The 23,897-nt window shown below is 68.1% G+C and carries 22 protein-coding genes; 2 read left to right on the plus strand and 20 right to left on the minus strand.

Features of this window, described 5'->3' with window-relative positions:
• The first annotated feature begins 26 nt into the window (after positions 1-26).
• Entirely contained in the window at positions 27-638 is a 612-nt protein-coding gene (locus B840_RS06175) for a S1 family peptidase (RefSeq protein WP_042621424.1), read from the plus strand.
• 116 nt (positions 639-754) lie between these two features.
• Here B840_RS06175 and B840_RS06180 read toward each other — a convergent pair whose 3' ends face one another.
• The 11 genes from B840_RS06180 to B840_RS06230 form a co-directional block, all read right to left on the minus strand.
• A complete protein-coding gene (locus B840_RS06180; protein ID WP_042622565.1) occupies positions 755-3,547 on the minus strand; it encodes a DEAD/DEAH box helicase in 2,793 nt (930 codons plus the stop codon).
• Positions 3,548-3,592: 45 nt separating this feature from the next.
• Positions 3,593-4,561 (minus strand): twin-arginine translocase subunit TatC, encoded by a 969-nt coding sequence (tatC, locus tag B840_RS06185; protein ID WP_229676647.1) that lies wholly within the window; start codon positions 4,559-4,561, stop codon positions 3,593-3,595.
• 18 nt (positions 4,562-4,579) lie between these two features.
• A complete protein-coding gene (gene tatA / locus B840_RS06190; protein WP_042621426.1) occupies positions 4,580-4,891 on the minus strand; it encodes a Sec-independent protein translocase subunit TatA in 312 nt (103 codons plus the stop codon).
• Positions 4,892-4,945: 54 nt separating this feature from the next.
• Positions 4,946-5,941 carry a helix-turn-helix transcriptional regulator gene (locus B840_RS06195; RefSeq protein WP_042621427.1) on the minus strand — a complete coding sequence of 332 codons (996 nt, stop codon included), beginning with the start codon at positions 5,939-5,941 and terminating at the stop codon, positions 4,946-4,948.
• Positions 5,941-6,894: a helix-turn-helix transcriptional regulator gene (locus tag B840_RS06200; RefSeq protein ID WP_042621428.1), complete on the minus strand. Its 954-nt coding sequence runs from the start codon at positions 6,892-6,894 to the stop codon at positions 5,941-5,943. The genes B840_RS06195 and B840_RS06200 overlap by 1 nt, the downstream gene beginning before the upstream one ends.
• Positions 6,895-8,331, minus strand: coding sequence for a Pup--protein ligase (gene pafA, locus B840_RS06205; RefSeq protein ID WP_042621429.1), 1,437 nt, complete (start codon positions 8,329-8,331; stop codon positions 6,895-6,897). It abuts the gene before it with no gap.
• A 6-nt stretch (positions 8,332-8,337) separates the two neighbouring features.
• Positions 8,338-8,529: a ubiquitin-like protein Pup gene (locus B840_RS06210; RefSeq protein WP_042621430.1), complete on the minus strand. Its 192-nt coding sequence runs from the start codon at positions 8,527-8,529 to the stop codon at positions 8,338-8,340.
• A 15-nt stretch (positions 8,530-8,544) separates the two neighbouring features.
• Positions 8,545-10,107: a depupylase/deamidase Dop gene (gene dop, locus B840_RS06215; protein ID WP_042621431.1), complete on the minus strand. Its 1,563-nt coding sequence runs from the start codon at positions 10,105-10,107 to the stop codon at positions 8,545-8,547.
• An 11-nt stretch (positions 10,108-10,118) separates the two neighbouring features.
• On the minus strand, positions 10,119-11,627 hold the full coding sequence (gene arc / locus B840_RS06220; RefSeq protein WP_042621432.1) for a proteasome ATPase: 1,509 nt from the start codon (positions 11,625-11,627) through the stop codon (positions 10,119-10,121).
• 86 nt (positions 11,628-11,713) lie between these two features.
• Positions 11,714-12,550 carry a tRNA (adenine-N1)-methyltransferase gene (locus B840_RS06225; protein ID WP_042621433.1) on the minus strand — a complete coding sequence of 279 codons (837 nt, stop codon included), beginning with the start codon at positions 12,548-12,550 and terminating at the stop codon, positions 11,714-11,716.
• A gap of 22 nt (positions 12,551-12,572) precedes the next feature.
• Entirely contained in the window at positions 12,573-13,835 is a 1,263-nt protein-coding gene (locus B840_RS06230; RefSeq protein WP_042621434.1) for a M18 family aminopeptidase, read from the minus strand.
• Between the two features lie 35 nt (positions 13,836-13,870).
• On the opposite strand from B840_RS06230, the gene B840_RS06235 reads away from it, so the two are divergent.
• A complete protein-coding gene (locus B840_RS06235; RefSeq protein ID WP_042621435.1) occupies positions 13,871-14,689 on the plus strand; it encodes a RecB family exonuclease in 819 nt (272 codons plus the stop codon).
• On the opposite strand, the gene B840_RS06240 is transcribed toward B840_RS06235, so the two are convergent.
• The 9 genes from B840_RS06240 to B840_RS06280 all read right to left on the minus strand — a co-directional run bounded on the left by B840_RS06240 (position 14,686) and on the right by B840_RS06280 (position 23,843).
• Positions 14,686-16,350, minus strand: a complete 1,665-nt coding sequence (locus B840_RS06240) for a formate--tetrahydrofolate ligase (RefSeq protein ID WP_042621436.1) — start codon at positions 16,348-16,350, stop codon at positions 14,686-14,688. The two genes, B840_RS06235 and B840_RS06240, sit on opposite strands and share 4 nt — an antisense overlap.
• A gap of 63 nt (positions 16,351-16,413) precedes the next feature.
• A complete protein-coding gene (locus B840_RS06245) occupies positions 16,414-17,724 on the minus strand; it encodes an anaerobic C4-dicarboxylate transporter (protein WP_042621437.1) in 1,311 nt (436 codons plus the stop codon).
• A gap of 152 nt (positions 17,725-17,876) precedes the next feature.
• Positions 17,877-19,373: an aspartate ammonia-lyase gene (gene aspA, locus B840_RS06250; protein WP_042621438.1), complete on the minus strand. Its 1,497-nt coding sequence runs from the start codon at positions 19,371-19,373 to the stop codon at positions 17,877-17,879.
• A gap of 109 nt (positions 19,374-19,482) precedes the next feature.
• The gene (hisG, locus tag B840_RS06255) at positions 19,483-20,328 is read right to left on the minus strand and encodes an ATP phosphoribosyltransferase (RefSeq protein WP_042621439.1); all 846 of its coding nucleotides are present in this window, start codon (positions 20,326-20,328) and stop codon (positions 19,483-19,485) included.
• A 9-nt stretch (positions 20,329-20,337) separates the two neighbouring features.
• A complete protein-coding gene (locus B840_RS06260; RefSeq protein ID WP_042621440.1) occupies positions 20,338-20,601 on the minus strand; it encodes a phosphoribosyl-ATP diphosphatase in 264 nt (87 codons plus the stop codon).
• 28 nt (positions 20,602-20,629) lie between these two features.
• Positions 20,630-21,394: an HAD family hydrolase gene (locus tag B840_RS06265; protein WP_342341960.1), complete on the minus strand. Its 765-nt coding sequence runs from the start codon at positions 21,392-21,394 to the stop codon at positions 20,630-20,632.
• Positions 21,330-21,710 carry a hypothetical protein gene (locus tag B840_RS06270; protein WP_042622566.1) on the minus strand — a complete coding sequence of 127 codons (381 nt, stop codon included), beginning with the start codon at positions 21,708-21,710 and terminating at the stop codon, positions 21,330-21,332. The genes B840_RS06265 and B840_RS06270 overlap by 65 nt, the downstream gene beginning before the upstream one ends.
• Positions 21,711-21,731: 21 nt before the next feature.
• Complete coding sequence (mshC, locus tag B840_RS06275; RefSeq protein WP_042621442.1) at positions 21,732-22,970, minus strand: cysteine--1-D-myo-inosityl 2-amino-2-deoxy-alpha-D-glucopyranoside ligase; 1,239 nt, start codon at positions 22,968-22,970, stop codon at positions 21,732-21,734.
• 45 nt (positions 22,971-23,015) lie between these two features.
• A complete protein-coding gene (locus B840_RS06280) occupies positions 23,016-23,843 on the minus strand; it encodes an undecaprenyl-diphosphate phosphatase (protein WP_084603080.1) in 828 nt (275 codons plus the stop codon).
• Between the last annotated feature and the right edge of the window lie 54 nt (positions 23,844-23,897).

Raw genomic sequence — 23,897 nt, forward strand, 5'->3', positions numbered from 1 at the left:
CCTAAGCGCCGCTACCCTGGGGCGGCGTGTCCTCCTCCACCACCCTGCGACTGAAGTCCGGCCGTTCCTACTGCTCCGGCGTGCTCATCAGCCCGGACCTGGAGGCCGCCGTCCACACCCGCACCGACCTGGTCCTCAGCTGCTCCCACTTCCTGCGCGGACGCAGCGGCCCGATCTTCGTCAGCGGCGCGTGGTTCCCCGCGAAGGTCCTCGGCGCGGTCCGCATCCCCCGCACGGACATCGCGGTCCTGCGTCTGGACACCCCGTCCCCGCCCAAGGACCTGCTCCGCTTGTCGACGTCCCCCGCCCCCTTCCTCGCCCCCACCGTCACCGAGGGCTTCGGCGGCGGTCTGCGCCGCCCCGGACAGCGGGTCGGCCGGGTCATCGCCCGCTCCCCCATCGCCGTCGGGCGCAATGTGCGCACCTTCGTCACCTCCGCGGCGATCCTCCACAACAATCCCAAGGCCATCAAGGGCGATTCCGGCGGACCCGTGATCGTCAACGGGGAGATCGCCGCAGTCCAGTCCATGGTCACCGACCCCCTGGGCATGAACACCGGCATCGCCACCGTCGCGCAGGTCGCCCCGCACCGGGGCGCCATCGCCGCGGCCGTGGCTGCCCTGCAGCAGGCGTACTGAAGTGCCGCTCTCCCCTTCTGAATGGAAAAACCCGCAATCAGCCGGGTTTCCGGCCTGCACCCCGAAAGGAGCCACTGCTTGCGGGTTCCTCCTTTCAGAGTGCGCCAACAGGCGAACTAGTAGCCGATGGCCACCACACCCCGGCGGATGGCGTTGATGGCGCGCCGGGCGTTGGCCTGCACATCGTCGGTGTAGGCGGTCTTGGCCACCTGGTCGAGCAGGTCGATGACCTGGCGGCACCAGCGGACGAAGTCTCCCGGGGTCATCTCGGCACCCGACTCGGCCGCGGCGGCCAGGCAGTAACCGAGTGGGGCGCCGGCCGCCCACTGGTGCATGGCCAGGGCGAAACCGGCCTCAGGCTCCCGGGTGAGGGGTAGGTTGTGCCGCTTCTCGTCGGCCGCCAGCTCGGACCAGACCCGCATGGTGTCGTCCATGGCCGTGGCCATCCGGTCAGTGGCGGCCTCGGGCTCCCCGCCGGTGTTCTTCCGGCTCTCGAAGGTGCACAGCGAGACCACTCCGGCCAGCTCCGCCGGGTCGAGCTCGTTCCAGATCCCGCGGCGGAGACACTGGGCCACCAGCAGGTCGGACCCGATGTGGATCCGGGACAGCAGTTCGCCTTCGGGGGTGAGCACCGGGATCCGGTCCGGGCCGGTGCCCTCGAACTCCACGTAGTACATCTCCGACAGCAGCGCGATGATGCGCTCGAAGTGCCTGCCGAGGGTGTCGGTGGCCTTCTCGATGCGGGCGTTGAGCCGGTCGAGTTCCCGTTCGCGGCGCGCCAGCTTCTCGCCCACACGGGCCAGCTGCTCCCGGTCGGTCGCCGGCCAGGTGTGCACCGGATGATCGCGCAGGGCGGTGCGCAGGGCGGTCACCTTCTCCGAGTCGCGCACCCGGGCCACCTGGCGCATCTTGCCCGGACGGCCGAAACTGTGCCGCCGGAAATGGTCCACGACGTAGCGGGTGTTCCGCCGCGGTTCCTTGACCACGTTGCGCGGGAGGCGCATCTGGCCGATGGTGATGGGCGGGTTGGCGAAGGACGCGGCGTCGATACGCCCGGACCAGCCCTGCTCCGTGGTCACCCACGGGCGCGGGTCGGCGGTCTGGTTGGCGGGGGTGACCACCACCGCCAGCACCGGGTGTTTGCGCCCCGGAATCGCGATGACGTCGCCGACCTGCAGCTTCCCCAGCAGCGTGACGGTCTCCTGCTGACGCTGCTCCATCGAGTGGAGGCGGGAGGCCTTCTCCTCCTCGCTGAGATCGCGGCGCAGACGCATGTAATCGACGAGCAGGTCGGCCGCGTCGTCCCCGTCGCGGACGGGCGGGGCGAAGGTGACGATCGCGTCGTTGAGCTGGGAGCGCAACTCCCGGACACGGTGCTCGGCGCGCTCGATCTCGCGCACATCGTCGACCACGGATTCATCGGCCTGATACTGGGCGAAGGACTTCTCCAGCAGACGCAGCGAAGGCTCGAAGCCGAGCATGTTCAGCAGGTTGACGGCCATGTTGTAGCCGGGGACGAACGTGGAGATCAACGGGTAGGTGCGTGTCGACGCCAGCCCCGCCACCGCCCGCGGGTCCATGGCCGGCGACCACTGCACCACGGCATGGCCGATGACGTCGATACCGCGTCGCCCCGCCCGCCCGGTGAGCTGGGTGTACTGGCCCGGGGTGAGGTCGACGTGGCTCTCACCGTCGAACTTCACCAGCTTCTCCAGCACCACGCTGCGCGCCGGCATGTTGATGCCCAGGGCGAGAGTCTCGGTGGCGAAGACCGCGCGCAGCAGCCCCTGGACGAAGAGCTTCTCCACGATGTGGCGGAACGCCGGGAGCATGCCCGCGTGGTGGGCGGCGAAACCGCGCTTCAGGGCGGCCTTCCACTGGGAGAACTGCAGCACCTCGAGGTCCTCCAGCGGGATGCCCGCGACGCCCTCGTCGATGATCGCCTCGATGCGCTCCGACTCCTCCTGGCTCGTGAGGACCAGGTTGGAGCGCAGGCACTGGAAGAGCGCGCCGTCACATCCCGCTCGGGAGAAGATGAAGGTGATGGCGGGCAGCATCTTCATGCTCTGCAGCACCCGGATGACCTCGGGGCGCCCCACCGGCCGTTGACGGTCTTCGGGGCGTTTGACGCCCGCACGGCGGCCCTCCGCCCTCGCGCGGAAACCGCGGCCCGACTCCCAGTCGGAACGCCCCTCCTCCGCCTGGGCGGACTCCATCCGCTCGATGCGCTGCTCCAGTTCCCGGTTGACCTGGCCGCCCGTGCCCGGTTCGAACAGGGGGTAGATCTTCCGGCCGACCATCATCCACTGATCCAGCGGGACAGGGCGCAGGTCGGTGACGATGACCTTCGTGTCGCCGCGGACGGTGGACAGCCAGTCGCCGAATTCCTCCGAGTTCGACACCGTCGCCGAGAGCCCGATGATGTTGACCCGCTCATCGAGGTTGAGGATGACCTCCTCCCACACCGGGCCGCGCTCCCGGTCGGCCAGATAGTGGATCTCGTCCATCACCACGTGGCTGAGGCGGTCCAGCGCCGGTGAGGCCGCGTAGATCATGTTGCGCAGCACCTCGGTCGTCATGACGACGATCTCGGCGCTGCCGTTGATCGACACGTCGCCGGTGAGCAGGCCGACGGCCTCCTTGCCGTGCGCCTTGACCAGGTCGTGGTACTTCTGGTTGCTCAACGCCTTGATCGGCGTGGTGTAGAAGCACTTCGTCCCCCGGGACAGCGCCAGAGAGACGGCGAACTCGCCGACGATGGTCTTGCCGGCGCCCGTCGGGGCGCAGACAAGCACCCCGTGGCCGTCCTCCACCGCCTGACAGCCCTGGAGCTGGAAGTCGTCCAGCGGAAAGCTGAGGCGGGAGGTGAACTCCGCGAGGTGACTCACAGTGCTGTCGTTGGTGTCCATGAGACCCACGTTACTGAAGAAGAGGTCGCCTGATCACCCGGAACCTCAGAGCACGTCGTCGAAGGTCCCGTGCGACGGCGCCACCGGGGCGGGGGCGCTGACCGGCGCCGGTGCGTCCACCCCGCCCGGGCCGCTGTTCAACGGGGAGGCGGCCTCGTCCTCGAGGTCCATCCACTCCGGGCGGTGGCGCTGCCGGCGTTTGTCGTTCCAGCGGGCGAACTGCATCGCCATCTCCACCAGGAGCGTCAGCGCGACGGCGAGGATCACCATGGAGAAAGGATCCTGCCCCGGGGTCATGAACGCCGCGAAGAGGAACAGGGTGAGGATGATCACCCGGCGTTTGTCCTTGATCGCCTCGTACTCGAGTATGCCCACGATGTTGAGCATGACAATGATCAGGGGAACCTCGAAGCTCACGCCGAAGATGAGCAGCAGCGCCAGCAGGAAGTTGTAGTAGCGCTCGCCGGTGAGTGCGGCGACCTGGGTTTCGTCGCCGACGGTGAGCAGGAAGTCCAGGCCGTAGTGCACGACGAAGTACGCCAGCACCGCGCCGGCAGTGAACAGCATTACCGCGAGGGTGACGAAGGTGAAGGTACCGCGGCGCTCCTTCTTGTGCAGACCGGGGACGATGAAGGCCCAGATCTGGTAGAGCCACACCGGGGAGGAGAGCACTAGGCCGGCCAGAGCACCGACCTTCAGGCGCAGCATGAACATCTCGAAGGGGCCGGTCGCCAGCAGGCGGCACTCGCCGTCCGCCGTGAAATCCGCGCGGTTCTCGGGTGGGAGCTCACAGTAGGGCCCCCGCAGGATCTCGCCGAGGGGGCTGAGCCCGAAGGGACTGTACTGGTACCAGAGGAAACCGAGCACGGTGCCCGCGAGCACGGCAATCAGGGAGATGACCACGCGGCGGCGCAGCTCCTGGAGGTGCTCGACCAGCGACATCTCGCCGGTCGACGACTTCCTCCTCTTCCTCAGGCTCGGGCGCCGCCGGGTGACCTCACCGGACTGGGACATTGTCGACGTGACCCCGCCCTACTGGTTCGGCTGGTTCGGGTGCTGCTGACCGGGCTGACCCGGCTGTGGCTGCTGGGACGCCTGGCCCGGCTGCGCCTGGGGCTGGTTCTGCGGCTGGTCCCAGAAGTCCTGCTGTGGGGCGGCGATCTGACCCTGCTGCGGCTGCTGGGCTGCCGGCGGCTGATCGTCGTTGCTCATCTCCTTGACCTCGGACTTGAAGATGCGCATGGACCGTCCGATGGAACGCGCCGCATCGGGGAGCTTCTTCGCGCCGAACAGCAGGACGACGACGAGCACGATGATCAGGATTTCCCAGGGGCCGGGAGTCATAAGTGTGATACCTCTCAGAAAGAGCTGGGGCGGGTACGCTGGCGTGATCAAGCGTCACTGGCTAGCGAACTTAGATCCTTGATCATACGCTGTCAATGCAGCTACCGCGTGACCGCGCACCTCAGCCACCAGCTCCGGCGGGCCGGTGACCTTCAGCCGATCGGACTGGCCGAGGGCGAAACGGATCAGCCACTCCTTCGAACCAACCGGCATCCGAGCCTGCACCCAACCGTCCTCGGCCACCTCCCCGAGGGTGACCGGGAAATAATCGGCCAGCCACGTGTGCTCGGGGTGGATGAGCAGCTCGGCCTGCTCGGTGATCCGCCGGTAGCCGAAAGGGTCCTCCACATCGAAGGGCAGGGCGGCCAGGTGGGGCGAGGAGTCCTCGTCAAGGATGTGCACCTGACTCATCCGGTCGGCGCGGAAGTTCTTGTGCCGGCCGGAGGTCTCCTCCCAGGCGGTGAGGTAGGTTTCCCCGCCGGTGACGAAGATGCGCGCCGGGTCGACCACCCGGGTGCTGGTGCGGTCGGAGGAACGCGAGCGGTAGGTGAAGCGCAGCTTCCGGCCGGCCTCCATCGCCTCCCGCAGGATTTCCTGGGAGGTCCGCTCCGCCGGGTCGTCGGCCGCGATGGAGTCGAAGATGGCCGCCACCTCCGGGCCGAGGATGCCGCGCAGCTTCGCGGCGGCGGAGATGACCGCCTCCCGGTCGGTGAGCCCGGGTGTGGCCTCCAGGGACTCCAGTGTGAGGAGCAGCGCGCCCGCTTCCGTGGGCGTCAGCCGCAGGGGGTGGTCCATACCCTGCGAGTTGGTGATCTGCACCCGCTGGTAGGAGGCGGTCAGCTCGACCAGCTCCTCCGGCCACGTGCCCACGCCGCAGCAGGCCAGCCGTGCCAGCTCGTCGATGAGTTCCGCCGGGTCGCGGCCGAGATCCTTGGCAGCCTCCAGCACGGTGCGGTCGGGGTGCGCCTGGAAATACGGGATGAGGTTGAGCGCCCGGACGAGGGTGTCCAGCTTGCCGGGGGAATCCGCCGGCCCTGTCCTGGCGGGCATCAGCGTGCCACCCCCCGGAGCAGTGCGATGATGTCGGCGCGCACGTCGGTGGGTTCGTGCACCACCACGTCCGGTGCGAAACCGGCGGCGGTGCGGGCGAGCCAGTCGCGGTCGACGTCGACAAGCTCCACGAGGCCGTCCGCGCGGCGTGTGCCGGCCGCCGCGAGTTCGAGGGCGGTGCCCTCCGGGATGTGCAGGACGGCGTCGACACGCCGGCGCCCCACGCGCAGCGACTTCTCGACGATCGTCTGCAGGCTCTCCGGCGCCTCGGTGTGCGTGGCCGGGGCGCGCAGCGCGCGGACGTCGCGGATCCGGCGGATGCGGAAGCACCGCGGCTCGTCCCGGTCGATGTCGTGGCCGACGAGGTAGAGACGGTCGTGCAGCGGCACGAGCCCCCACGGGTCCATGACCCGGCGGGCTGGGGCCGAGGTGGGCGTGGCCAGGTAGTCGAAGCTCATGCGGTAACCCGCCCGGATGATCGCGAGGGTGTCCTTGAGCAGCTCCGGGGGAAGCCGGTGCAGGTCGTTGACGTTGGTGAACACCGGGGCCTGCGAAAGGTCCCGGCTCACACCGGACGCGGCGAGCTTGGTCCAGCCGGAGCGGGCGAAGGCGCCCAACTCGCTGCTTCGACCCATCTCCCCGGCCAGGCCCAGCACGGCCGCCTCCTCCGGCGTGAAGGTGACCTCCGGGAGATCATACTCGTCGGACAGGAGGCGGTAGGTGGTCACGCCGTCACCGGACGGCGACGAGGTCAGCGGCACCCCCGCCCGGCCGAGGGTGGCGATGTCGCGCCGCAGTTTCGTCAGGAAGGCGTCGTCGCCGAGCCCCTGATAACCGTCGACGTGTTCCCGGATCCAGGCGGGGGTGAGCATCCGCCCGCCGTGGCGGTCGGCGTTGATCAGCGCGAACACCAGGTTGGTGAGCCGGCTGACCGCCATCTGCGTCTTGACCATCTAGACCCTCCCGTAGGCGTCTGCGTTCTCCTCAAGATAGGCCAGCAGGTGGTCCACGCGCTCGTCAACCGGCTGGAAAGGGTCGAGCAGTTCCACCACGCGGGGCTCGGGGGCGTTGACCTTGAGGTGGACCCAGTCGGTGGTGACGGGTGCGCCGAGTTCCTCGGCCGCCGCGATGAAGCGCCCCCGCAGGTGCGCGCGGGTGGTCTCCGGGGCGGCGTGGAGGGCCTGCCCGATCGCGGCGTCGTCGGTCCACCGGTCCACCAGTCCCCTGGCCTCGAGCAGCGGGAACAGTCCCCGGCCGGGGCGGATGTCGTGGTAGGCCAGATCGACCTGGGCGAGCTTCGGGTGGGTCCAGTCCTCCCCCACCCGCTCTCGGTAACGGTTGAGCAGGTTGAGCTTGATCACCCAGTCGATCTCCCGGTCCACCCGGGAAAAGTCCTGCGTGCGGATCGCCTCGAGCTGGCGGGTCCACAGGTCGACCACCCGGCGCAGCTCCGCGGTGGGGGTTCCCTCATCCGGGCGCTCCTCCAGCCACACGGCTGCGGCGGCCAGGGTGGCCTCCTGCACCTCCAGTGCCGTGACGGTGCCGCCCTGCTTCAGCGCGAGCGGCGTCGAACCGGTCATGTCGCGGGCAATGTCCCGGATGTGGCCGATGGGGTTGTCCATCTCGAAGTCGGGCAGCTCGACGCCGGCCTCGATCATCTCCAGGACCAGCAGGGTGGAGCCGACCTTGAGCGCGAAGGTGGTCTCCGACATGCTGGAGTCGCCGACGATGACGTGCATGCGGCGGAAGCGGTTGGAGTCGCCGTGGGGCTCGTCGCGGGTGTTGATGATCGGCCTGGCCCGCGTCGTGGCCGAGGAAATGCCCTCCCACACCTGGTCGGCGCGCTGGGACACGACGAAACCTGCGTCGAAGCCTCCGCCCGAGCGACCCACCATGCCAGCGCCGCAGATGAGCTGGCGGGTGATCATGAACGGCAGGAGCTGCTTGCCCAGGTTGCGCAGCGGCAGGTGCCGCCCGACAAGGTAGTTCTCGTGGCAGCCGTAGGAGTTGCCCACCGAGTCGACGTTGTTCTTGAACAGGTACACGCGTCCGTCGATGCCGTCCGCGGCCAACGCCTCCTCGGCCTGCTGCGCCAGTTCGTCGACCATCCGGTCGCCGGCCTGCTCGTGGTTGAGCAGCTGGGTGAGGCTGTCGCACTCCGCGGTGGCGATCTCCGGGTGGGAGCCGACGTCCAGGTACAGGCGTGAACCGTTGGGCGTGAAGATGTTCGAGCTGGCGTAACGCGACACGATCGGCCGGAAGAGGTACCGGGCGATCTCATCCGGGCTCAGGGTGCGGCCGCCGTCGCCGGCGACCGCGGTGATTCCGTATTCCGTTTCGACGCCGACGATCCGGCGGGCGAAGAGACGTCCCTCAGTGGCGCTGCTCATGGGCGGTTACTGGCCGCCCTTCTGCACGTACGAGCGGACGAATTCCTCCGCGTTGGTCTCCAGCAGCCCGTCGATCTCGTCGAGCAGGTCGTCGGTGCCGGTGGTGTTGAGCTGGGCCTGCCCTGCCTGCGTCTCCGCGGCGTCGTTGTTGCGGTCGCCGCCGCCGCCGGCGCTCACCTGGGTCTGGGGTCCGGTCATGATGGGTCTCCGTTTCTAGTGCTGGTGGGGTTTGTTGATGTGGGTCTTGTTGTGGTGCGTGATGTAGTGGTCGGGTTCGATCCCGATCTCCGCCAGCCCGGCCAGCAGCTCGTCGGTGTTCTCCGCCGAGTTGATGATCTCGCCGACGTGCTCGCGGGTGAGCTTGTCGACGTCGTTGGTCTGCAGGCGGGCGGTCCCCTCGCTGTACTTGAGGATCATCGTCTGCCAGCTCGCGGCGATGACGTCCTCGCCGAAGCGGGCGGACACGGCGCCGCGGAACCAGGCGCGGGAATCCGCCGGCGGGGTCTTCGCCGCCTCGCGGATCTCCTCCTCGGTCGCCAGGGTGGCCATGCGGCCCTTGCGCACGAGGGCGTGGTGGAGGGATTTCGCCGGGTCGATGTCGGCGTACTGGAGGTCGATGAGCTTGAGCTTCGGGTCGGCGATGTCCACGCCGCGGTCGAGGTATCCCTTGATCAGCGCCCACTTCGCGGTCCAGTCGAGCAGGTGGGAGGTTGTGAGGGGGTCGTCGGAAAGCAACTCCATGACCTCGCCCCACAGGGAGATGACGCGCTCGTCGACGTCGTCTTCGGCGGTGACCCGATCGCGGTAGAAGGCGAGGATCTCCAGCGCGGTGAGCTCGCGGCCGTCGCGGAGCCGCAGGCGGTGGGTGAGGGTGAGGTCGTGGGAGACGTGCTTGATCTCGGCGACCGGATCCTTCAGGCGCAGGTCGGAGAAGTCGACGCCGGCCTCGATGGCGTCGATGACCAGCTTGGTCATGCCGAGCTTGAGGAAGGTCGAGGTCTGCGACATGTTCGCGTCGCCGACGATGGTGTGCAGGCGGCGGAAGTGCACGGCGTTGGCGTGGGGTTCGTCGCGGGTGTTGACGATGCCGCGGTTGAGCGTGGTCTCCAGCGAAATCTCCTGGTGGAAGTAGTCCGCCCGCTGGGAGATCTGGAATCCATCCTGCTCCCCCGCCTCGCCGATGCCCACACGCCCGGCGCCGACGATGATGTTGCGGGTGACGAAGAACGGGATGAGCGCCTGGGTCAGCGTCTCGAAGTCCGTCTTGCGGGAGTACTGGTAGTTCTCGTGGGCGCCGTAGGACGCCCCCTTGCCGTCGACGTTGTTCTTGTAGATCTTCAGCGGCGGGCACGGGTCGTGGTGCTTGAGGATCGACAGGCCCTGCCCGTAGAGCTCGGCGACGTCCTCGGCGGCCTTGAGCAGGATGAGGTCGCCCGCGGCGTCGTAGACCATCGCGTCGTAGGCGTTGGACACTTCCGGGGAGGAGTACTCCGGGTGCGCGTGGTCGACGTAGAAGCGTGCGCCGTTGGTGGTGACCACGTTGGCGATGCCCACCGCGTCCGGCTCCACGACCGGCACCGTGTGGTAGCGGCGCAGGTCGAAACCGCGGGTGTCCTTGAGGGGGGACTCCTCCTCGTAGTCCCAGCGCGACCTCGCGCCGGTGTTCATCGCCGCGTAGGCCACCACCGCGTGGGTGGAGGTGACGATGGGGCTCAGCCCCGGGTTCTCCGGGGTGGAGATGCCGTACTCGGTCTCGGTGCCCATGTATCTGGTCATATTTTTCAACCCTAGCCAATCACTCGTGCCTGGAGGACGCGTTTGCCGTGGCGCCCCGCGATCCGCGACCACTCGTCCGGATTCGCTGTGTTGGGCAGGTCCTCGCTCTCATTCTGTTCCGTGGCGACCGCCTCGCGGATGTGCGCGACGGTCACACCCGCCTCGCTGACGCCGGCCAGGTGGTCCTTGATGGCCAGCTTCTTCGCCCGGTCGACGATGTTGGCGATCATGGCACCGGAGACGAAGTCGGAGTAGTCCAGGACCTCGGTCTCCCCGTCGACGAGGGTGAGCTCCACGTACGGCCGCGGCTCAAAGAGCGTCTCGACGCCCGCCTCGATCAGCTCGCCCACCGGCACCGCATGCGGCACCCGGTCGGTGAGGTAGCGGGTGAAGATGTCCCTTGCCCCCGCACTGGTGGGGCGCTGCACGCGGATCTTCACGTCCAGCCGTCCCGGGCGCAGCAGCGCCGGGTCGATGAGCTCCTCGCGGTTGGTGGCGCCGATGATGATGACGTTGGCCAGGTTCTCCACGCCGTCGAGTTCGGTGAGCAGCTGCGGGACGATGGTGGTCTCCATGTCCGAGGACACGCCGGAACCGCGGGTGCGGAAGATCGACTCCATCTCGTCGAAGAAGATGATGACGGGGCGCCCCTCCCCCGCCAGCTCCCTGGCGCGCTCGAAAATGAGCCGGATGCGGCGCTCGGTCTCGCCGACGAACTTGTTCAGCAGCTCCGGACCCTTGACGTTGAGGAAGTAGCTGGCGGAGCCGTCGCCGACCCGCGCCGACAGGGAGTTGGCCACCGCCTTCGCGATCAGCGTCTTGCCGCAGCCGGGCGGACCGTAGAGGAGCACGCCCTTCGGCGGGCTGAGCTGGTACTGCCGGTAGAGGTCCGGGTGAGAGAACGGCAGCTCCACCGCGTCGCGGATCTGGTCTATCTGCTCGTCCAGGCCACCGATGTCTGCGTAGGTGACGTCCGGAACCTCCTCCAGTGAGAGCTGGGAGACCTCCGTCTTGGGGATGCGCTCCACAGCCATTCCCGCCTTGGTGTCCACGAGCAGGGTGTCCCCGGCGCGCGCGGTGGTGCGCAGCGGCTCGGCCAGGCGCACGAGCTGCTCCTCCCCGGTGGAGTTGGCCACCAGCGCCCGGTCGCCGGCGATGCGCTCGGTGAGCATTCCCAGGTCGCCGGTGTCCGGGAAGCCGCAGGTCTCGACGACGATGGAGCCGTCCCCCAGGCGCAGCAGCGCGCCGGGGACGAGCTGTGCGCGGTCGATGTGCGGGGAGACCTTCAGGCGCATGCGCCGGCCGGAGGCGTACACCTCGGCGTCGCGTCCCCCTTCGCTCTCCCCGAGGTAGACCCCGTAGGTGGAGGCTGGTTCCGCCAGGGCGTCGACCTGGGCGGAGAGGTCTTTGAGCCGGTCCCGGGAGGCCTTGAGCAGCTGCGACAGTTTGGCGTTGCGGCTGCTCAGCGTCTGGAGCTCACGCCTGAGGCCGGCGGCGTCCGTGATCTGAGAGCTGTCCATGCCTCAACTGTAACCTCCACCACCGGGGACGCCGTTCACCCCCGGGCCATTCCCGGGGTTACCCCTGACAGTATGTGCCGGGAGGGCTACTTGCGGGCGCGGCGCTGCGGCCGCGGGGGCGTGACGCCGTCGGCGAGCCGGCGGGCCCAGACAAGGAACGCCGTGTGGGCGTTCATCCGGTGCTCCGGGCGGGTGGCCAGGCCCTCCACCTTCCATTCGCGCACGAGCGACTCCCACGCCTTCGGCTCGGTGAAGCACTGCTGCTCGCGGATGCCCTCCATGACCTTCATCAGCTGCGGAACGGTGGCCACATACGTCATGAACACGCCGCCCGGGATGAGGGCGTCGCGCACCACGTCGAGGCACTCCCACGGCTCGAGCATGTCGAGGATGACGCGGTCGACGGGGCCGCCGAGGTCGTCGACCGTGACCTGGGTGAGGTCACCCAGACGGGGGTCCCACGTCGCGGGGCGCCCGCCGAAGAACTCGTCGACGTTGGACTCGGCGAACTCCAGGTGGTCCTCGCGGATCTCGTAGGAGATGAGCTTCCCCTCGGGGCCGATGGCGCGCAGCAGGGCCATCGAGAGGGCGCCGGAGCCTGCGCCGGCCTCCAGGACGCGCGCGCCGGGGAAGATGTCGCCCTCGATGAGGATCTGGGCGGAGTCCTTAGGGTAGATCACGGCCGCCCCGCGGGGCATGGACAGGACATGGTCGACCATGAGGTGGCGGAAGAGCAGGTAGTCCGAGCCCAGGGTGGAGCGGATGACCGAGCCCTCGTCCATGCCGATGATGTCGTCGTGGAGGATGAGGCCCTTGTGGGTGTGGAACTTCTCCCCCGGGGTCAGGATGATGGTGAAGTGCCTGCGCTTGGCGTCGGTGAGTTGGACGCGGTCGCCGGGCTGGAAGGGGCCGGAGTTGGCCAATGGGTGCTCCTTGAGGGGTGGATCAACGGTTGATCAAGTATGCCTCAAGCGCGTCCGTGAACCACACCTGGTCCCGGACTCCTGCCAGCTCGCGGGCCGAGTGCATCGACAACAGCGGCACACCCACGTCCACGGTGGCGATGCCCAGGCGGGTTGCGGTGAGCGGGCCGATCGTCGAGCCGCAGGGCACGGAGTTGTTGCCGACGAAGGTCTGGTCGGGCACCCCGGCAGCCCGGCAGGCGCGACGCCACTGCGCGGCCGTCTCCGCGGTGGAGGCGTAGCGCTGGTTGGCGTTGATCTTGAGCACCGGGCCGCCGTTGATCAGCGGGTGGTGGTCCGGGTCGTGCTTGCCAGCGTGGTTGGGGTGCACGGAGTGCGCGGCGTCCGCGGACACGCAGCTGGAGCGTGCGTACATGCGGCGCAACCCCTCCGCGTCGGCGCCGAGGGCGTGGGCGGTGCGTGCGAGCACGTCCTCCAGGACCGGTCCAGCGGCGCCGGTCGTGGTCGACGAACCGACTTCTTCGTGGTCGAAGGCGGCGAGCACCAGGATGTCGCGGCCCGCGTCGCCCGAATCGACCGCGCGCAGCAGCGCCAGCAGCGAGGCGTGCACCGAGGTGAGGTTGTCCATCCGGCCGGCGGCGATCAGTTCGACGTCCGCCCCGAAGACCTGCCCCGGCTGGGTGTCGCAGGTGATCAGGTCGAAGCCGTCGATGTCGTGCTTCTCGACGCCCGCCCGGGAAGCCACCACGTCCAGCACCGAGGATGAGCCGTCCCCGGCCAGGCCGATCACCGGTTGCATGTGCGTCTGCTTGTCCAGGGTCAGCTCCTTCGACCGGTCCAGGTGGACCGCCAGGTGCGGGACCCGGGCGACCGGTCCGGTGGAGACCAGGCGCACGGAACCGTCGCCGAGCACCACCCGGCCGGCGAAGGTGAGCTCCCGGTCCAGCCAGGAGGCGAGGACAGGCCCGCCGTAGACCTCCACGCCGGCCTGCGACCAGCCGCATTTCTCCAGTTCCGGGGAGGGTTTGAGGGTGAATCCGGGGGAATCGGTGTGGGAGCCGATGATCCGGAAACCCGAGTCCGGGGACGCGTCCTCCGGCACCCACCACGCCATCACCGCCCCGCCGCGCACCATGACGTGCCCGCCGGGGGTGGCATCCCACGGGGCGGTCTCATCCTGCGGGACGAAGCCGGCGTCTATGAGCCGGTCGGCGACGACGCGCGCGGCGTGGAAGGAACTGGGGCTGGCGGCGATGAAATCGATCAGGTCGAGCGTCTGGTTCATGTCTCCAGCTTGCCACGGATAAGGTGGGGGCCATCATGACCTCGACTGCTCCACGCCCTCTCGCCCTGTCCCCCTCCCGCGCCTCCGACTACAAACAGTGCCCGCTGCTCTACCGGCTCCGGGCCATCGACCGGCTGCCGGAACCGAAGACTCTCCCCCAGGTCAAGGGCAATCTGGTCCATTCGGTTCTCGAGCACATGCACGCCCAGCCGCGCGAGGAGCGCACCTACCCGGCCGCGGTGAAGCAGCTCAAGCCCCACTGGTCCCGCATGACCGGGGAGGACGCCGAACTCGACGAACTGGTTCCCGCCGACGCGCTCATGGACTTCCTCGTCGACTGCCGGGGCCTGCTGCGCGGCTACTTCGAGATGGAGGACCCGCGGGGCTTCGACGCCCACGCGGTGGAGATGTACGTCAACACCGTCCTTCCCAACGGCGTGCCGGTGCGCGGGTTCATCGACCGGGTCGACGTCGCACCCACCGGCGAGGTCCGGGTGGTCGACTACAAGACCGGCAAGAAACCGCTGCCCCGCTACAGCCACGACGCCCAGTTCCAGATGCGCTTCTACGCCCTGGTGTACTGGCGGCTCAACGGCGTCATCCCCCACCAGCTGCGCCTGATGTACCTCAAGGTCCTCGACTCCATGTTCCTCGCGCCCTCAAAGGAGGAGCTCGAGCACTTCGAGCGCGACCTCGCCGACCTGTGGGGGAAGATCGAGGGCGACGGGAAGGCCGGCCGCTTCCGCCCGAAGACCTCGAAGCTGTGCGGCTGGTGTTCCTTCCAGGCGCTGTGCCCCGAGTTCGGCGGAGACACTCCGGAATACCCCGGCTGGCCGGGGTCGATGGCGGACTAGAACAGTCCCGAAATCTTCCCGTCGACGTCGATGTCGATGTTGTCGGCCGCCGGCCTGCTCGGCAGCCCCGGCATCGTCATCACTGCGCCGGTCAGGGCCACGACGAAGCCCGCGCCGGTACGCGGAATGAGCTCCCGGACGTGCAGGGTGTGCCCGGTCGGGGCGCCCAGCTGAGCGGGGTCGTCGCTGAAGGAGTACGGCGTCTTGGAGATGCACACCGGCAGGGTGTCCCAGCCGTTCGCCTTGAGCACCGCCAGATCCTTCCGGGCCTTGGCGGAGTACTCGACCCGCTCGGCGCGGTAGATGCGCTTGGCGATGGTCTCGATGGACTTTTCCACGCCCTTCGACGGGTCGTAGAGGCTGGTCGATTTCTTCGAGAGGTTGTCCAGCACCAGGCGGGCGAGGTCCTCCGCGCCTTCGCCGCCCTTCGCCCACACCTCGACCTCGGCCAGCGGCACGGTGAAATCCTTGGCCCATGCCTTCATGAACGCCCGTTCGGCGGGGGTGTCGGAGGTGAACAGGTTGAGCGCCACCACCGGGGTGACGCCGAACTGCTGGATGTTGGAGACATGCCGGGCGAGGTTCTTCACGCCGGCCCGGAGAAAGTCCAGGTCCTCGCGGGTCAGCTCGTCGCGGGGCATGCCGCCGTTGTATTTCAGCGAGCGGATCGTCGCGACGATCACCGCGCCGTTGACGTCCAGGCCGCCGGAGCGGGCCTTGATGTCGAAGAATTTCTCGGCGCCCAGGTCGGAGCCGAACCCGGCCTCCGTCAGCACGACGTCCGCGTGCTGGAGTGCCACCCGCGTGGCGATCAGCGAGTTGCAGCCGTGCGCGATGTTGGCGAAAGGGCCGCCGTGGACGTAGGCGGGGGTGCCGCCGAGGGTCTGTACGAGGTTGGGGTTGATCGCGTCCTTCATCAGCGCCGCCAGGGCGCCCGTCACGCCGAGTTCGCCCGCGGTGACGGGCTCGTCGTCGAAGGTGAAGGCGACGGTCAGCCGGCTCAGCCGATCCTTGAGGTCCGCGAGGTCGCTCGCCAGGCACAGGACCGCCATGATTTCCGACGCCGCCGTGATGGTGAAGCCCGTCTCCCGGGGGGTGCCGTGCGCCGGACCGCCCAGGCCGGTGACGACGTCGCGCAGGGAGCGGTCGTTGACGTCGATGCAGCGCTGCCACACGATCCGCCGGGAGTCGATGCCCAGGACGTTGCCCTGCTGGACGTGGTTGTCCACGATGGCTGCCAGCGTGTTGGTGGCCGCGGAGATGGCGTGGAAATCACCGGTGAAGTGGAGGTTGATCTCCTCCATGGGCACTATCTGCGAGTATCCCCCGCCGGCGGCGCCGCCCTTGACGCCCATGACGGGTCCCTGGGAGGGCTCCCTGAGCGCGGCCGCCGCCTTCCTGCCCAGCCTGGTCATGGCGTCGGTCAGACCGATGAGGACGGTGGACTTGCCCTCACCCGCCGGCGTCGGGGAGATGCCGGTGACGAGGATCAGTTTTCCCTCGGGCCGGGTGTTGCCCAGGCGGGTGATGTCCACCTTCGCTTTGTTGCGCCCGTACGCGACGACCGCATCCCGGGGGATGCCCGCCCGGTCGGCGATCTCGGTGATCGGCTCGAGGGCGTGGGCCTGGGCGATTGCGACGTCAGTGAGAGGTTGGGCCATGTCAGACACATTACTTTCCGGAGCTCAGGGATGGATGGTGGAGCCGTGCAGGGGTGAGCCGGGTCAGATGAGCACCGAGCCGATGCCGTAGCTCAGCAGGACGGCCACGGTGATGTTGACCACTCCGGGGATGAGGAACGGGTGGTTGAAGACGAACTTTCCGATGCGCGTCGAACCCGTGTCGTCCATCTCGACGGCCGCCAGCAGCGTCGGGTAGGTCGGCAGGACGAACAGGGCGGACACGGCGGGGAACGCCGCGACCGCGGTGAGCGGCGCCACGCCGATGACCAGGGCTGCCGGCATCAGCGCCTTGGCTGTCGCGGCCTGCGAGTACAGCAGCGCGGCGGCGAAGAAGAGGACGACGGCGAGCAGCCACGGGCTGGCGGAGAGGACGTCCCCGGCGAGGACCTGGATGTCGTCGATGTAGTGGTTGATGAAGGTGGTGCCCAGCCAGGCGACACCCAGGACGCAGATCGCGGCGGACATGCCGGAGCGGAACACCTGGGTCTTGATGATCTCGTCCGCCGGGATACGGGTCACCAGGACGATGACCGTGGCGGCGGCGAGCATGATGGTCATGATCGCCTCGTTGCGGGGCAGGGTCGGCTCGCTGATGAGCCCGACCTGCTCGGAGATGACGGTGGCGTAACCCATAACAGAGACGATGGCGGCGAGGAAGATCCACACCGAGGCCTTGGCACCGGGGCGCGGCTGCCAGACGCCCGGGCCCTTCGGTTCGCGGACCAGGCCCTTGGCCAGGCGGTCCTGGTACACGGGGTCGTCGGCAAGCTCCCTGCCCGTGCGGTTGGTCAGCAGCGCCGTCGGGAAGATGGCGAGGAACGTCGCGGGGATCATGATCCCCAGTAGGGTGAGGTAGCTGACGCCGAGGGGTTCGAGGATGGAGGCCATGAACACCACGGCCGCGGAGATCGGCGAGGCGACGATCGCCATCTGGGAGGCGATGACCGCGACCGACAGTGGGCGGGACGGGCGGACGCCACCCTCCTTGGCCACCTCGATGATGACCGGGAGCGTGGAGAACGCGGTGTGGCCGGTGCCGGCGAAGACTGTCATCAGCCAGGTGACCACCGGGGCCCACAGCGTGATCTGCTTCGGGTTGCGGCGCAGGAAACGCTCGGCGACGTGGACGAGGTAGTCCATGCCGCCCGCACGCTGCATTGCGGAGATGGCGGCGATGACGCACATGATGATGCCGATGACATCGAAGGGGATGTTCTCGGCGGTGACGGGAACGCCCGTCAGGCTGAGCAGGAGGACGCCCAGGCCACCGGCGAAACCGATGGCGATGGAGCCCAACCGGGCTCCCAGCACGATGGCGCCGAGGACGATGAGGATCTGGAGGACAAGGAGCATGATCGCTTTACTTTCTCGCGTCCGACGGTAAGGTACTATCAAAATGATAGGCTTTCTGTTCCGGATCGAGGAATGAAAAAGCCCGTCTGTGTGGAATCCCACACAGACGGGTACCTCTCCCCCAGGCCAGGACTGGCCGGACCACGATATCCCTAGCCTTCGATGTACAGCTGACCCCGGAACACCGGGTGCATGAGGTTCTCCTTGCTCAGCACCTTCTCCAGGGTGTCCGGATCCAGCAGGCCGCGCTCGAGGACGATCTCCTTGACCGAGCGGCCCGTCTCGGCGGCCTCGCGGGCCACCAGGTCACCGTTGTGGTGGCCGATGAACGGGTTGAGGTAGGTGATGATGCCGATGGAGTTCTCCACGTGGGCGCGGCACACCTCGGGGTTGGCGGTGATGCCCACGACGCACTTCTCGCGCAGGGTGGTCGCGGCGTTGCCCAGGATCCGGATGGACTGGAACAACGACTCTGCGATGACCGGCTCCATCACGTTGAGCTGCAGCTGGCCGGCCTCGGCGGCCATCGTCACGGTGAGGTCGTTGCCGAACACCTTGAAACAGACCTGGTTGACCACCTCGGGAATGACGGGGTTGACCTTGCCCGGCATGATCGAGGACCCGGCCTGGCGCGGCGGCAGGTTGATCTCGTTGAGGCCGGCCCGCGGACCGGAGGACAGCAGCCGCAGGTCGTTGCAGATCTTCGACAGTTTCATCGCCGTGCGCTTCACCGCGGAGTGCGCGTGGACGTAGGCGCCGGTGTCGCTCGTCGCCTCGATGAGGTCGAGCGCCGACCTGATCTCCAGGCCGGTGACCTCGGCCAGCGTCGCCGTGACCTGGTGGCGGTAGCCGGGGGGCGTGTTCACGCCGGTGCCCACGGCCGTGGCGCCCAGGTTGATCTCCAGCAGCCGGTCGGCGGCGTTGCGCAGGACAGCCTGCTCCTCCGCGAGGTTGTAGGCGAAGGCGTTGAACTCGTCGCCCAGGGTCATGGGCACGGCGTCCTGCAGCTGGGTGCGGCCCATCTTGAGGATGTCCTGGAACTCGCGACCCTTCTCACGGAACGAGCGCTGCAGCGCCTCCATCTGACGGATCAGCTGGTTGAGGGTGGCGTAGAGGCCGAGGCGGAACCCCGTCGGGTAAGCGTCGTTGGTCGACTGGGACATGTTGACGTCGTCATTCGGGTTGATGACGTCGTAGCTGCCCTTCTCCTCCCCCAGGTACTCCAGGGCGAGGTTCGCGAGGACCTCGTTGACGTTCATGTTCACCGAAGTGCCGGCGCCGCCCTGAAACACGTCGAGCGGGAACTGGTCCATGCACCGTCCTTCGCGGAGGATCTGGTCGCAGGCCCACAGGATGGCCTCGTATTTCTTCGGCGGCAGCGTGTGCAGCTGGCGGTTGGCCATCGCCGCGGCCTTTTTCACGTGCACCAGACCGATGATGAACTCGGGCACATGATTGATCGTGGTGCGCGAGATCTGGAAGTTCTCCAGCGCGCGCATCGTGTGGATGCCGTAGTAGGCGTCCGCCGGAACCTCCAGCCGGCCGAGGAGATCCTCCTCGGTGCGGGTCTTGCGGGCGATCGTCTTCGACTGGGTCTCAGCGGACGGGGCGGCAGAGAAATCGGTGGACTCCTCCGTGGGTTTCGCCATGGTGATGTGGGTTCCTCTCACTCTTAGAGCTCGGGCAATGAATCCTTAAAGACTCATGTGCCCATGGTAACCCAGATCACTCTGACACCGCCCGGGCCGGCCGGGAGAGTCAGATGCGTGCGATGCGCAACTCGGACGCGAGGATGGCCTCGGCGCCCAACTCGGAGAGCTGGTCCATAATGGCGTTGGCGCGCTTGATCGGCACCAGCGCCCGCACCGCGACCATGTCCTCGCGCGCCAGCGGGGACACCGTCGGGCCTGACAGTCCCGGGGTGATCTCGGAGGCCACCGCGAGCTTCTCGCGGGAGACGTTGTAGTCGAGCATGAGGTAGTTCTGCGCGTGCAGGATGCCCTCGATGCGCCGCAGCACCACCTTCTGCTCGGGGGTCGGCTCCACCCCCTTGCGGCCGACGATGACGGCCTCGGAGGAGACCAGCGGCTCGCCGAACGGGGCCAGCCCCTGCTGGCGCAGGGTGTTGCCGGTGGACACCACGTCCGCGATGGCGTCGGCGACGCCCAGCTTGATGGAGATCTCCACTGCACCGTCGAGACGGATGACCTCCGCCTCCAGGCCGCGGGCCGCAAGATCGTCTCGCACGAGGTTCGGGTAGGACGTGGCGATGCGCTTGCCCGCGAGATCCTCCACCGTCCAGATCTCATCCGCCGGGGCGGCGTAGCGGAAGGTGGAGCCGCCGAAGCCGAGGCAGAGCACCTCGGTCACCTCTGCGCGGGAGTCCCGGGCCAGGTCGCGGCCGGTGATGCCCAGGTCGAGCTTGCCGCTGGCCACGTAGATGGCGATGTCCTTCGGGCGGAGGAAGAAGAACTCCACGTCGTTGACCTTGTCGAAGACGTTGAGCGCCTTGGTGTCGCGGCGGCCCTTGTAACCGGCCTCCCGCAGGATCTCCACGGCCGCCTCGGACAGGGACCCCTTGTTGGGGACTGCGATCTTGATCATGGTGGTCTCCTAGAGGTTCTTGTAGATGTCGTCGGGAGTCAGTCCGCGGGCGACCATCATGACCTGGGTCCAGTAGATGAGCTGGCTCATCTCTGCGGCGAGTTCCTCGTCCGACTGGTACTCGGCCGCGATCCAGACCTCCCCGGCCTCCTCGATGATCTTCTTGCCGATGTGATGGGCGCCCTTGTCCAGGGCTTCCACGGTCCCGGAGCCCTCAGGGCGGGAGGCGGCACGATCGGCGAGTTCGGCAAACAGGGAGTCAAAGTTCTTCACGACGGGACATTATTCCATGCCCCCTCCCTCAGCGCTTCAGTTGGTGGAACCAGTCGAAGACCGTGGCGGCGTCCACACCCTCGAAATCGTTGCGGCCGTGCAGCGAATCGAGCGTCACGACCCCCTCGGGAACCACCGTGTCGGCATACCAGGGCAGGCCGATCACCCTGCAGCCGGCCGCCACGGCAGCGGTCATCCCCGTGACCGAGTCCTCGAACACGAGACAGTCCGAGGGGTGCGCGCCCACCTTCTCCGCCGCCCGCAGGTACATGTCCGGTGCGGGCTTGGGCCGTGGCACCTCGTCGCCGGCGACTGAACCCGCGAAGAAGTGACTGCCGACGGCAGCGATGGACAGGTCCGCCAGCACCCGTTCGGTGTTGGTGGTCACCAGCATCGGCAGGTCACGGCCGGACAAGTCGCCCAGCAGCCGGGTCACCCCCGGATTCGGGGCGAGTTCGGCGTCCATGAGTTCCGCCATCCGCTCGTACATGAACGCGCGGTAGATCGGATGGTCGTCCTCGGTGACGGTGACGCCGGCATGGTCGGCGCACACCCGGACGGTGTGGCCGAAACTGCCGCCGATCGTGGTCTCCCGCAGAGCGGGGGTCAGTCGACGCCCCATGCGCTCGCTGAGCTCATAGGTGAACCGCTCCCACAGGGGCTCGGTGTCGACGAGGGTGCCGTCCATGTCCCAGAAGATGGCGGCGGGGGCGGGGGTGAATGAGGTGTTAATCGATCTCCGGCAGTTCGGCGAGTGCCTCGTCTTCCGCGCCGGTGGCGGCGGAGGCGTCATGGATCAGTTCGTTGAGCTCGGCCATCTCTTCCGGCTCGAGCACCGCATCGTGGTTTTTCGTGTTGAACTCGATGAGGTTGTCCACGGTGACCTGGACGACCTTCACCAGCATCTCTGCGGACGGGTCGGCGGGGAGGACATCGAGGGCGTCGAGCAGCTTCTCCAGGATCTTCTTCAGCTCGGGGAGCACCTTCGGATCGAAGGGCTCGTCCCAGAACTCCTTCTCGTCGGGCTTGAGGTAATCACCGGTGGCGAAGGAGTGGAGGGTCGAGATGAATTCGTCGACGGTCGGCTGGAATTCGGCGCGGATGGTCATGGTGGTCATTGTCCCCGAAAATTATCCGGCCTGCACGCCCAACAGGGCATCGAGCGCCCCGCGCACCAGATCGGCGGCGCCGTCCTCGGTCGGACCACGGTCAGCGGCGGCCCAGGCGTCAACGGCGGCCAGCGCCCCCGGGGTGTCCAGGTCGGCGGCCAGATGCTGCCGCAGGTCCTGGACGAGGGCCTGCGCCCCCGCCAGGGAGCCCGCGTCCGCCAGGGCGCTGCGCCAGGTCGCCAGGCGGGCTTCAGCGTCCGCCAGCACCCGTTCGGACCAGTCCCGGTCGGAGCGGTAGTGGGAGGCGAATACACCGAGCCGGATTGCCGCGGGCTCGTGGCCGGCGGCGGTGAGGCGGTGCACGAACACGAGGTTGCCGAGGGACTTGCTCATCTTCACCCCGTCCAGGCCGATCATCCCCGAGTGCACGTAGTGGCCGGCCATGCGGTCGACGCCGAGGCCTGCCTCGGCGTGCGCGGCGGAGAACTCGTGGTGAGGGAAGATGAGGTCGCTGCCGCCGCCCTGGAGGGTGAAGGATCCGCCGAGGCGGTTGGTGGCGATGGCGGAACACTCGATGTGCCAGCCGGGGCGGCCTGCACCGAAGGGGGAATCCCAGGCGGGTTCGCCGTCCCGGTGTGCCCGCCACACCAGGGCGTCGAGGGGGTCGCGCTTGCCGGGGCGCTCCGGATCGCCGCCCCGCTCGGCGAAGAGGGACTCCATGGTGGCGCGGTCGTAGTTGGACTCGTAGCCGAAGTTCTCCGTGGCCTGGATGGAGGCGTACACGTCGGGGTAGTCCGGGTCGTCGACGACGTAGGCGGCACCGGCGTCGAGAAGCTTGCCGACCAGCTCGACGACCTCGTCGACCGACTCGATTGCGCCGATGTAGTCGCGCGGCGGGATCACCCGCAGCTGGGCCATGTCGGAGCGGAACAGCTCGATCTGGCCGTCGCCCAGGTCCCGCCAGTCCACGCCGTCGCGGTCGGCCCGCTCGAACAGCGGGTCGTCGACGTCGGTGATGTTCTGCACGTAGTGGACCGCCAGGCCCTGGTCGAGCAGCAGCCGGTGGACCAGGTCGAAGGTGAGGTACGTGGCTGCGTGGCCCAGGTGGGTGGAGTCGTAAGGGGTGATGCCGCAGACGTACATCCCCGCGGTGTCCTCGGCCTCCACTGGACGGACGACTCCGTCCGCGGTGTCGAAGAGGGAGAGGGGGACGGGAGTGCCGCTGACCCGCGGCACCTCAGGTTGTGGCCATGAACGCATGCCCAACACTCTAACGGACGACCATTGCGGGACCCATCCGGGAGGTTAGACCGGCTGCAGGACCCCGAAGGCCAGCAGCCCCATGACGAGCAGGCCGACCGGGATACGGTAGGCCGCGAACCAGGAGAAGGAGTGGTGGGCGACGAACTTCAGCAGCCAGGCGATGGAGATGTAGCCGAGGATGAAGGTGACGCCGGTGCCGGCCAGCAGCTGCAGCGCGGTGGCCGACTGGCCGGCCTGCGGGGCGAAGGCGTCCGGCAGGGAGAACAGGCCGGAGGCCAGCACCGCCGGGATGGCCAGCAGGAAGCTGAATCGGGTGGCCACCTCGCGGTCCAGGTTGAGGAAGAGGCCGGCGGAAACCGTGCCGCCCGAGCGGGAGACGCCCGGAATCAGCGCCAGGCACTGGGCCAGGCCCATGACGACCGCGTCTTTCATGGTGAGTTCGTCGAAGTTGCGGTCCTTCTTGCCCATCTTCTCGGCGAGGATGAACACGAAGGAGAACAGCACCAGCACGGTCGCGGTGATCCACAGGTTGCGCAGCCCCTCCCGGATGAGGTCGCGGCCGAAGAACCCGAGAACCGCCACCGGAATGGTGCCGACGATGACCATCCAGCCCATTCGGTAGTGGAATCCACGGCGCTCCTTGTCGAACAGGCCGCGGAACCAGCCGGTGAGGATCTGCCAGATGTCCCTGGCGAAGAACACCAGCACCGCCAATTCGGTGCCCAGCTGGACGACCGCGGTGAACGAGGCGCCGGCGTCGACCCCCCAGAAGAGCTCCGAGACGATCCGCAGGTGGCCGGAGGAGCTGACCGGCAGGAATTCGGTCACACCCTGCACGATGGACAGGACGATGACCTGCAGCCAGGACATCTGATCAGGGGAAGCGGCCGCCGCATCTGTGGCCGCGGCGAGGATGGTCACGTC

The organism is Corynebacterium marinum DSM 44953, assembly GCF_000835165.1.
Classification (GTDB): Bacteria; Actinomycetota; Actinomycetes; order Mycobacteriales; family Mycobacteriaceae; genus Corynebacterium; species Corynebacterium marinum.